The organism is Clostridium sp. D5 (assembly GCF_000190355.1).
Lineage (GTDB): Bacteria > Bacillota > Clostridia > Lachnospirales > Lachnospiraceae > Faecalicatena > Faecalicatena fissicatena_A.
On the sequence record NZ_GL870816.1, the window covers coordinates 37817 to 48414 of the forward strand.

Consider the following 10598-nt stretch of genomic DNA (forward strand, 5'->3'; position numbering starts at 1 on the left):
AAGAACAGCAAGACATGAAAAGGAGAGTTAACTTGGACAGGAATCAAAAAGCAGCTTGTACGACCGCATTGATTGTGATAAATATAGGAGTATTTTTGGTGCTCTCTGTTTTGGGAGCCACAGAGGATTCTCTGTTTATGCTGGAACATGGAGCAATGTACGAACCCTATGTTGTAGAAGGGCATCAGTATTACCGGATGTTTACCAGCCTGTTTCTGCATTTTGGCATTGAACACCTGCTGAATAATATGGTATTGCTGGGAGCTCTTGGCTGGAATCTGGAACTGGAGACCGGAAGGATTAAGTTTCTGATTATTTACTTTATATCGGGACTGGGCGGTAACATGCTTTCGCTGTGGATGAATATGAGCACGGATAAGATGGTAGTATCGGCAGGAGCTTCAGGGGCTATATTCGGGCTTATGGGTGCGCTGTTGTGTGTTGTCCTGAAGAATCATGGAAGAGTGGGGCGACTGACAAACCGAGGACTTTTGTTCATGGTGGTCCTGAGCCTGTATTTTGGCTTTACAAGCTCAGGGGTGGATAACGCAGCCCACATAGGCGGACTTGTCTGCGGATTTGTGATGGCAGCGGTTCTTTACCGCAGACCAAAAGGAGCAACTAGATTGGAAGTATGATGGTAAACGTTGAACCTTCGTCCACTTTAGAGTCAACCGATATGGAACCGCCGTGGGAATCAATGATTCGTTTGGACAGGGAAAGTCCAAGGCCTGTCCCGCCTTCCTTGTAAGTCTTAAATGGCTCAAAGATGTAATCGATGATTTCTTCTGTAATACCGCATCCGGTATCCTGACATTGAATTGTCAGAGAGTCTTCATGACGGCTGGCCGAGAAATGAATGCGGCCTTCACCTGTAATGGATTCCTTGGCATTTCGGAGCAGATTTAAAAAGACTTCTTCCAGCTTGACTTTATCACCTGTATAATCGCCCAGACCGGTAGGAATAGAGGATGTGAATTCAATATCAGAATCTTCGCTGTCCAGAGAAATTGCAAAGGAAACGGCAATGTTCTTGAGAAGCCGTTCGATAGAAAATACGGAATAGTGCAGTGTATCACCATTGTTAAATGTAGAAAGCTCGTTTAATAGCTGACACATGAATTCTACATCGTCGATAGTCTGACGCCAGTGTGGAAAATCACGTACTTCTGGATGCTGGATTTCCATAACCTGCAAGGATGAGGAAACAAGCGTCAGCGGATTTCGTATCTCATGAGCAATTGCGGACACCGTTTCATGATGATTGTCTAAAAGCTGACTGATAATCTGTTTTGCATCATGGTTTTCCTCCATGAGTGTATTCATTTTATTGATGTCAACATTATGTAACATATTTTTTGCCCTCCTTATAGTACGTTATAATTGTAGTCTAGCACGATGGTTGTCTGTGTTCAACAAAATCAGATTGACAAGTTTCGACAGAATAATGCTGACAAAAGAGCTTCTCATTTTGTTAAAAATGGGATATACTAACATTAAAATATTTATAAAGAAGAAATGAGGAAAAGCTATGAAAGAGGAAAATTGCATTTTTTGTAAGCTGGCGGCGGGTGATATCCCATCCGCAACGCTATATGAAGACGATGACTTCCGTGTGATTTTAGATTTGAGCCCTGCGTCCAAAGGACATGCTCTTATTATCCCAAAGGAACATTACCGCAATTTGTATGATCTGGATGATGAACTCGCAGCCAAAGCAATAGTACTGGCTAAGACGATGGTGCTTAAGCTCAAAGACGTGTTAGGTTGTGATGGTTATAACATTGTGCAGAACAATGAGGAAGCGGCCGGACAGACTGTATTTCATTTCCATATGCATATGATTCCTAGATACAAGGGCGATAAAGTTGGATTGGGCTGGAAGATGGGCGAACTTTCAGATGAGGACAAAGAAGAAATATTAAGAAAAGTGAATTAATAGCCGGGGATAAGAATGTTGACTGAGAATCAAGAATTTGATGAGATTTACGAAGATTATAAGAATCTCGTTTTAAAAGCAGCATATACATATTCGGGCAATTACGATGTGGCAGAGGATATTACTCAAAGTACGTTTCTCCAATTATATATTTATTATAATGATATGAATCACAGCAATATTAAATCATGGCTGTATACTACTGCTAAGAATTATGCATTGAATTATAAAAAGAAAGCAAGCCGGGAGATACTTGGAGAAGAGATTACAGATGAAAGCTTCATTCAGGAAACGATGGAGAGCGCTGAGGAGACGTTTTTGGAAGAGATGAAAGATTTTGACCGTTCTGAACTTCACGGACGTATATTCGAGGCACTGCTTGAGAAAAATCCAAGATGGTACGAGGCGATTACGCTGGTATATTATCTGGAGATACCACAGGCGAAAGTTGCTGAAGAAATGGGAGTTCGTATTGAAGTACTGCATAGCGTATTGCACAGAGCCAAAAGCTGGATTAAGAAAGTATTTGGTGTTGAGTATGATGAATTGAACCGAGTATAAGAAAACAGGTGTCTTTTCGCCACCTGTTTTCCTGATTATGTTGCAATTTGACATTCGTTTTAGCTTATTTCTTCTACAAGCCCAATAATAGTATCAATGGAATCCTGCTGTCTGGAATCCCGCATTGCGTCCATATAAGAACTGCGGTTATCATAAAGGCTCCGGACAGCATCGAGGAGTGACTCTTTCGTAAGTTCCTCTTCTTCAAGGACCATACTGAAGCCCTGCCGTTCAAAAGAACGGGCATTTAAAATCTGGTCTCCGCGGCTGGCATTTGCTGAAAGCGGAATCAGAAGATTCGGTTTTCGAAGGGCGAGCAGCTCGCAGATTGCATTTGCACCGGCCCTAGAAATCACAATATCTGCCAGCGCGAATATATCCCGGAGTTCATTCTTGATATATTCGAACTGCGCGTAGCCTCTCAGGCCGTTAAGGGAATTATCCACTTTACCCTTGCCACAGAGGTGAACAATCTGGAAATGTTCCAGAAGCTCAGGCAGAGCAAGGCGTACTGCATTGTTGACAGCTACTGAGCCAAGGCTTCCTCCGATAACAAGGATGACGGGCTTATCCGCCGCGAAGCCGCAAAGATCCAGGGCAGCGATTTTGTTGCCGGACAGTAACTCCTGCCGGATTGGGGAACCGGTAAGGATCGACTTTTCCGAAGGGAGAGACTCAAGTGTCTCCGGAAAATTACAGCATACTTTGGTTGCTGACGGTATGGCAAGCTTGTTGGCAAGTCCCGGCGTCATATCAGATTCATGGATAATGGTGGGAACCTTGCAGCGCTTACCTGCCAGTACAACGGGAACAGATACAAAACCACCCTTGGAAAAGATAACATCAGGTTTCAGTTCCTTAATAATGGAATGTGCCTCCCCAAATCCTTTGATTACACGAAAAGGATCTGTAAAGTTCTGAACGCTGAAATAGCGCCGAAGCTTTCCGGAAGAAATACCATGGTAGGGGATTCCAAAAGGCTCAATGAGTTCTTTTTCGATCCCCTTGTAAGAACCTATGTATTGGATATCGTAACCCAGTTCCCTCAGTCGGGGAATCAGTGCAATATTGGGGGTGACATGCCCGGCAGTTCCGCCGCCGGTGAGTATGATTCTTTTCATAACGAAAAACCTCCAGATTTGAAATGTGTATCTGTTCAGAAACATGAAGAGACACGCCGCAAGCCCGCGAAAATCACTTTTGGTGATGGGACTTGCTATCGTATGTTCAATGTCTTCACACGGACTATGCAGTAAATGCACAGTACTGTACTGAACAGGTACTGAAATGTTCATATTATGCTTAAAAAAATAAAAGTTATACTTGCATATAACCGATAAAACACATATAATTTTATATTAAACTTATTTAGTAAAAAGTCAAGAAAAAGTAGTAGCCAAAATAAGGGGAATAAGCATGAATCAAAACGAAAAATTATCACTGCAGGAAGAAGTGGAAAATGAGGCCCTAAGGGTTGAAAAGGAAATTGCGGACAATCCTGAACTTAAAGATATTAAAGTATCTGACAGGATGGAAGCAGCGCTTCTGGCAAAGATCCAGGCATATGAGAAGAAAAATGAACAAAAACACAGCACTGAAGATAATATGGTAAAGATTGTGGAGGAACATACTCCAAATTTTAATGTAAGTACAAAAGATAAACCGGAAAGTTTCCTTTCAGAAGAAGACAGAGAAGCTCTGCGCCTCGGAAGGGAGATGATGAAAAAGAAAGAGGATGAAGCAACACTGTTTGAAGTTAATACAGAGTACCATAAACATCTCAACAGTGAGAAGAAAGAAGGGAAGAAAAACAGAGGTGGGAAAACTGGCGTTTTCCGTATGCCGCGTGGAAGGAGGTTTGCTATTGCATTTGTGGCAGTGCTTGTTTTGGTGGTGGGAACGAGTGTGACTAGCGTGGGGAGTAAGTCATATTTGAAAGAACTATGGGAACAAATTATAGGAGATGAGAAAGTAGAAGTTTTAAATGTTGAAGATATGGAAAAACAAGAGACTGAAGATGGCATGGAAATAAACATCTATAAGGAAATAGGTCAAAAGTTAGGAATATCTTCAGTAAGATTAGGATATAAGCCTAAAGGAATGAGAATAAAAAGTGCCAAAATAGATGAAGAACAACAGCAGGCACAACTGTTTTATGACTATGGCGATGAAATAATAAGATATACAGTCTATTTAAATGATTCAGATTCGTCTTTAGGTCAAAAAAGTTTAGATAGTTTATTGGATACCTTTAAGGTGAATAATGAAGTACAAGAAATAAGTGTAGAAGCCTATGAAGTTGATAAATATGGTAGCCCTAGATATATAGCTAGTTTTGATTACGGAGGGATTCATTATCAATTAAAGGGGATCTTAGAAAAAGATGAATTAGAAAAAATATTACAAAATTTAATTTATTTTGATAAATAACGTAAGTTTTTTTAGAATTAGTTGTTTACTTAACAGAAGAGTACATACTACAAAAGAGGTAAATTATGAAAAAAAGAATAATTTCAACAATTTTAGCTTTCGCAATATTACTTGGAATGACAACAGTTATTAATGTAAATGTAACAGCATCAGAGAATGCGGCAATTCAAGTAGATGGTTCTTATTTGACTATGGATGAATATTCCAAAGGTACTACTCATTCAGGGGTAGTAACGAGGGGAACTCATATGATGGATGGTGAATGTTCCATTACAAAATCTGGTGTAGGTAGAATCTATGTGTATGCGTCTACAACAGGAAATCATACAGTAGATTATATATCAACAGTTCTTTATGTTGATCAATATAACGAAACGGACAAGGCTTGGGATCAGATAGATTTTTGGCAGGTAGAGGATCATGATACTTACTATGTAAGCACATCGAAAATGCTTATGGTAGAGAGAGGCTATTATTATCGTGTGCATGCTGACCATGTCGCAGGCATGAAGGCTGAGCAACCTTATGATGAGGCTACTTCATTCACTGATGGAATCTACATAAACTAACCTCAACTACACCCATAGTCTCACCCCACTTACTTTGAGCAATTGAAGCAACTGCCAAGTGTATCGCATACAGGAGAAACTATTAACAAGTAATTTGATTATAGAAAAGACCTGTACCGAGAAAACACCACAAATTTTTTTATGCGCAACGCATGGCAGTTGCTTCAATTGCTCAAAGTAGTTATTTATATTATAAGGGGTTCATGGAAATTCATATATCAAAGGGACATCCCGTAGCACATGTCCTGGGAATAAAAAAGCAATCGGATTATCTTCCGGTTGCTTTTTTTAATGCAAGTGCGAGCTGATCTGGGCAGGATGTGCTTTTAAAACCGCAGCGGATGCCTTCTATCCTGGAGATGGCCTCGTCTACGTCCATGCCTTCGATCAGGCGGGCAATGCCCTGCTGATTGCCGTTACATCCTCCGATGAATTCTACGTTCTTTACCTTATTGTCTTCGATATCGAAGTTGATCATTTGGGAACAGACGCCTTTTGTTTTATACTGCATGTTTGAACCTCCTGTGTATTATAATTGTCTTGCCGGTCTACAGTGCGCTTTGGCGTATTGTGCGGCCGTATTTCATCTCATTTAACAGACAAGAAAATTATAACAAAATAAAGAATATATTTCCAGTATATTTTCGTCTGCCAATTTTCGAGCTATTCTACGATAAAATGACAGGAGTTTTCTTAAGGCAGAGAATGAATTACGAAGATAAATGATGTGTTAAATTAAAGGATTGAGGCTGTACTTTAATTCTATGTTTCTTAACCCGGAGATATTCCTGCATTTTCTTAAAAACACCCTGAAATGACGAATTATGTAGAACGGTTTTTGCGGCATCCGGGGGAAAGTTGGGCTATAATAGGCTCACACCAAAAAATGGTAGTTGTGGCACAACCATAAAAACAGGAGGTCTTATTATGTTTAAAAATGTAGCAGCCGACACAAACGTAATTTTCTATTTAATGATTGCGGTGGGTGTCATTGGGGTACTGGCCAAGATTGTGAACCAGATCACCCTTCGCCGTCTGGTAAAGGCGTCAGGCAATATGCCAAAGAGCACACACAAACTGATGAAACTCGTGCGGGCCAAATATGAGCACGCATGTATGATACACGATAAGGTAGACAACGTAGGAGCATTTGTGGAGAAGTACATATATGAATACCGGGGATTTCTTTTTAAAGTACATACATGGAGGCAGCTGGAGATACAGAGTATCTGGTTTTCCGGAATCCTGGCGGCGCTGGGAGCGCTCGGACACTATATGGCACATGGGCTGTGTGAGACGATGTACCAGTATATTGCAGTAGGGGCAGCGGAAATGATAGCACTGTTTGTGATCAGCCAGCTGTCCGATGAATCTTATAAAGTAAAAGCAGCAAAGAATTATATGGTTGATTACCTTGAAAATGTCTGCGCTCACCGTTATAAAAAGGTGAAACAGACCGAGAAGGAGAATATAGATGTTATCAGCCCCGAAAATGCGGGAGCAGCCAGAGCGGCAGCGCAGCGGGATGAACAGGAGCTGTCGATTAATATAGAGGGTGAACCCCGCAGAGTAGAAAAAGGGGAAGCGGCGAGACAGGTTATCCGCCGTACAGTAAAAGAAAAGATGGAGGAGGACGATGAGCAGCCTGCACTAAAAGAAGAAGCAATTCGCCAAATTTTAGAGGAGTTTTTAGCTTGATTAAGATGGGCTTATTTGGTAGAATTAGCTTGTAAAAGACGATATTAGAGAGGAAGGGTAAACAATGGCTAACAAAGTTACATTTGATTATTCAAAAGCAAGTAGTTTTATTCAGGAACATGAGATGGAATATATGAGCGAACTGGCAGCCCAGGCAAAGGACAAGCTTGTTGCAAAGACAGGTGCGGGAAATGATTTCCTTGGATGGATCGACCTTCCGGTTGATTATGATAAAGAAGAATTTGCACGGATCCAGAAAGCGGCAGAGCAGATTCGCAGCGATTCTGAGGTATTGTTGGTAATCGGAATCGGCGGCTCTTATCTGGGAGCAAGAGCCGCAATTGACTTCCTCGGACATTCATTTGCCAATGTGGTTTCCAAAGAGGTCAGAAAGTCTCCGGAGATTTACTACGTAGGTAACAGTATCAGCAGTACATACCTGAAAGATCTGATCGACGTAGTGGGAGACAGAGATTTTTCCGTCAACATGATTTCCAAGTCAGGAACTACTACAGAGCCAGCCATTGCCTTCCGTGTATTTAAAGAGATTTTGGAAAATAAATATGGAAAAGAGGGAGCAGCAAAGAGGATATATGCTACGACCGACAAAGCCAGAGGAGCTTTGAAGAACCTCGCTACAGAGGAAGGTTACGAAAGCTTTGTAGTGCCGGACGATGTAGGAGGACGTTTCTCCGTACTGACGGCTGTAGGTCTTCTGCCAATCGCAGTGAGCGGTGCTGACATCGAGAAGTTGATGGAAGGTGCACAGGCGGGAAGAAAAGAAGCCCTGGAGAACGATTTTAAAGAAAATGGAGCCCTGCAGTATGCGGCAGTCCGCAATATTCTGCTGAGAAAGGGCAAAGCAATAGAGGTTCTGGCTAATTATGAGCCAAGCCTGCACTATGTATCCGAATGGTGGAAACAGTTATATGGAGAGAGCGAAGGTAAAGACCAGCGGGGCATCTTCCCGGCATCAGTAGACTTAACGACCGATCTGCACTCCATGGGCCAGTTCATCCAGGATGGAAACAGAATTTTATTCGAGACAGTTCTGAATGTGGAGACGTCCAGAGAAGAGCTGATTATCAATGAAGAGCCGGTTGACCTGGACGGACTGAATTATCTGTCAGGCAAGACCGTAGATTTTATTAATAAAAGTGCAATGAACGGAACAATTCTCGCCCATACAGACGGCAATGTACCGAATCTGATGGTGACAGTTCCAAAACAAGATGAGTTCTATCTTGGACAGCTGTTTTATTTCTTCGAGTTTGCATGCGGCGTTAGTGGATATTTACTCGGCGTGAATCCATTTAACCAGCCAGGCGTGGAAAGCTATAAGAAAAATATGTTCGCACTTCTGGGCAAACCAGGGTATGAAAAAGAAAGAGAAGAGTTATTAAAGAGATTATAAAATAGTATCACTGCGGGATCTGTTGCGGCAAAGGACGTGCAGGCGCAGGATACGGATAGATTGTAGGAAGTTCTAGCAGACAGAGGCCTCAGAATCAGAGGCTTCTGTCTTTTCTATAATTTTTTTATCTCTGCAAAATATTTTTTATTTCGAGAAATGGGAGGAATTACAGGATGAGAAAACCAAGACGCAATGGGAAGATACTGGCAATTGTTATTATTGGAGTTATCGTGGTATTTGGTGCAGGAATCGGGCTGGGGATTGTGACCGGAAAAAAGGTGCAGAACAGCCAGAAGGTGACATCGGACGATGCCGCAGGGAAAGAGGAGCAGGATAAGAACTCGGTGACTCAAAAGGGCGATGGAAAGAAGGACGGCGATAAAGATGACGGGACGAAAGACAGTCCAAAGGATAATGCAGGGGACAAGTCCCAGGACCAGGCAGGCGGAAACGGCAGTTCAAAGGACAGTTCTCAGGATAATCCAGATGAAAGCGTAAGCACCTATGACTCATCTGCATCAGCCGATGATACGGCGATCCACAGATATGAGTATATAAAAAGTGACTGTACCTGGACAGAGGCATTCCAGGAATGCATAAACAGAGGGGGTTATCTTGCAAGAATCAACAGCTCAGAAGAGTATGAGTATATCAGAAAAGAAATCAGCAAATCAGGGATGACGAATGTCTTTTTCAAAATAGGGGGAAGAAGAGACAGCAATTCTAAGGATTATTACTGGGTAAATCAGGACAACAGGCTGTTTGGCGAAAAACTGAATTCGGATGACAGCTGGTGTGCCGATGAATGGAAAAACGGGGAACCGAGTTTTAAGGATGGCAGCCTGGAAGAGATGTATATGGATTTATTTTTCTATGACGGCGAAAAGCGGTTTGTGTGGAATGATGTGCCGGATGATATGCTGGCAGCGGAACCGGCATATTCAGGAAGCCTTGGATATATCTGTGAATACGAATAATCTCAGTGCAAAGGGGCAAAAAAGGAGTTATTTCAGGTTGAGACGATAAAAAATGTCGTATTAACTTGCTTCGAAGGTAAAAATATAGTAGTATAAACTCTTGAAGGAGTGGATATACATATGTACTGGATTATTCTGATAGTTTTAGCGGCTTTGATAGCAATCACTATAATTGTTACTGTAGTGACCATAGTAAAAGAGAAAAAAGAATATAAACATTATGAGCTTGATGAGGCTTATGGCGGACAAAGTGATGAAGAAGATTATTACGATGATGATGATTATGACGACAGGCCGCCGGTAAAAAAGAGAAAGCAGGCTCCTGCCCCGGCACCGAAGGCTGCTCCGGCGGGCAAAAAAAGACGCTGGAAGATCATTTTGGAGAATCCGGATACGGGAGATCGCTACAGCTATGTCTTTTATGACAGCATTGGAATCGGAAGAACGACAAAGGATGTCGCTTTTGAGGAATTCCTTTCCCTGCCTGAGGACAGGAAGATTTCCAAGGTCCACTGTGCAATTGTGCGGAGTAAAGACAAATTATATCTCAGGGATGAGGGCTCTAAAAATTATACATTCCTGAATGGGAAAAAGGTTCTGAAACCGATTGTAATTCAGAAAGAAGATCTGATATCATTGGGAGAGACTGATCTTGAAGTGGTTAAGATTCTCCGTGAAACGAATTAGTTTTAAACAGGCGGTGCCGGCAGTGCACCGTCCTTTTTTATGTGTGTGCCAGGCATGGCACTAATCTAGCTAGTGAAAGTCTAGTCACGGGTATTTACCGCCAAGTGTAGCGGAGCGCAAGTTGGCATCAGTAATGATGTGGATGAAGGAAGCGCATAGCAAAGTTCACGAGCCTACGAACAGAAACTTGATAAGGCGATGAGGTGGGTAAGGTTGCACATCAAACCAAAGCCCGAAAGGTAAACGTATAACCGAAGTTGTAAATCAAGAGGTTGTGGAATGAAAGATTAGTGCCTTACCCTTGGGAGGCCCTACCCACACAT

The 10598-nt window shown here is 42.0% G+C and carries 12 protein-coding genes; 9 read left to right on the forward strand and 3 right to left on the reverse strand.

The window, feature by feature from the left end; all coding sequences use genetic code 11:
- The first annotated feature begins 32 nt into the window (after positions 1–32).
- Positions 33–638 (forward strand): rhomboid family intramembrane serine protease, encoded by a 606-nt coding sequence (locus HMPREF0240_RS16630; RefSeq protein WP_035313904.1) that lies wholly within the window; start codon positions 33–35, stop codon positions 636–638.
- Here HMPREF0240_RS16630 and HMPREF0240_RS16635 read toward each other — a convergent pair.
- A complete protein-coding gene (locus HMPREF0240_RS16635; protein WP_009004578.1) occupies positions 622–1353 on the reverse strand; it encodes a HAMP domain-containing sensor histidine kinase in 732 nt (243 codons plus the stop codon). The two genes, HMPREF0240_RS16630 and HMPREF0240_RS16635, sit on opposite strands and share 17 nt — an antisense overlap.
- A gap of 178 nt (positions 1354–1531) precedes the next feature.
- On the opposite strand from HMPREF0240_RS16635, the gene HMPREF0240_RS16640 reads away from it, so the two are divergent.
- Entirely contained in the window at positions 1532–1939 is a 408-nt protein-coding gene (locus tag HMPREF0240_RS16640) for an HIT family protein (RefSeq protein ID WP_009004579.1), read from the forward strand.
- 15 nt (positions 1940–1954) lie between these two features.
- Entirely contained in the window at positions 1955–2500 is a 546-nt protein-coding gene (locus HMPREF0240_RS16645; RefSeq protein WP_009004580.1) for a sigma-70 family RNA polymerase sigma factor, read from the forward strand.
- A gap of 59 nt (positions 2501–2559) precedes the next feature.
- Here the strand turns inward: HMPREF0240_RS16645 and HMPREF0240_RS16650 are convergent, their stop codons facing one another.
- Positions 2560–3621, reverse strand: a complete 1062-nt coding sequence (locus tag HMPREF0240_RS16650; protein ID WP_009004581.1) for an undecaprenyldiphospho-muramoylpentapeptide beta-N-acetylglucosaminyltransferase — start codon at positions 3619–3621, stop codon at positions 2560–2562.
- Positions 3622–3916: 295 nt separating this feature from the next.
- Between HMPREF0240_RS16650 and HMPREF0240_RS16655 the strand changes: the two genes are divergently transcribed.
- Together HMPREF0240_RS16655 and HMPREF0240_RS16660 are read left to right on the forward strand one after the other, a co-directional pair.
- The gene (locus HMPREF0240_RS16655; RefSeq protein ID WP_050794562.1) at positions 3917–4930 is read left to right on the forward strand and encodes a DUF4367 domain-containing protein; all 1014 of its coding nucleotides are present in this window, start codon (positions 3917–3919) and stop codon (positions 4928–4930) included.
- Between the two features lie 65 nt (positions 4931–4995).
- Complete coding sequence (locus HMPREF0240_RS16660) at positions 4996–5499, forward strand: hypothetical protein (RefSeq protein ID WP_009004583.1); 504 nt, start codon at positions 4996–4998, stop codon at positions 5497–5499.
- A 268-nt stretch (positions 5500–5767) separates the two neighbouring features.
- On the opposite strand, the gene HMPREF0240_RS16665 is transcribed toward HMPREF0240_RS16660, so the two are convergent.
- Positions 5768–6010: a TIGR03905 family TSCPD domain-containing protein gene (locus tag HMPREF0240_RS16665; RefSeq protein WP_009004584.1), complete on the reverse strand. Its 243-nt coding sequence runs from the start codon at positions 6008–6010 to the stop codon at positions 5768–5770.
- 416 nt (positions 6011–6426) lie between these two features.
- Between HMPREF0240_RS16665 and HMPREF0240_RS16670 the strand changes: the two genes are divergently transcribed.
- The 4 genes from HMPREF0240_RS16670 (at position 6427) to HMPREF0240_RS16685 (ending at position 10275) form a co-directional block, all read left to right on the forward strand.
- Positions 6427–7197, forward strand: coding sequence for a hypothetical protein (locus HMPREF0240_RS16670; RefSeq protein WP_035313906.1), 771 nt, complete (start codon positions 6427–6429; stop codon positions 7195–7197).
- Positions 7198–7261: 64 nt separating this feature from the next.
- Complete coding sequence (locus HMPREF0240_RS16675; protein WP_009004586.1) at positions 7262–8611, forward strand: glucose-6-phosphate isomerase; 1350 nt, start codon at positions 7262–7264, stop codon at positions 8609–8611.
- Positions 8612–8784: 173 nt separating this feature from the next.
- Positions 8785–9588, forward strand: coding sequence for a C-type lectin domain-containing protein (locus tag HMPREF0240_RS16680; RefSeq protein WP_009004587.1), 804 nt, complete (start codon positions 8785–8787; stop codon positions 9586–9588).
- A 120-nt stretch (positions 9589–9708) separates the two neighbouring features.
- Complete coding sequence (locus tag HMPREF0240_RS16685; protein ID WP_035313907.1) at positions 9709–10275, forward strand: FHA domain-containing protein; 567 nt, start codon at positions 9709–9711, stop codon at positions 10273–10275.
- Positions 10276–10598: the final 323 nt, after the last annotated feature.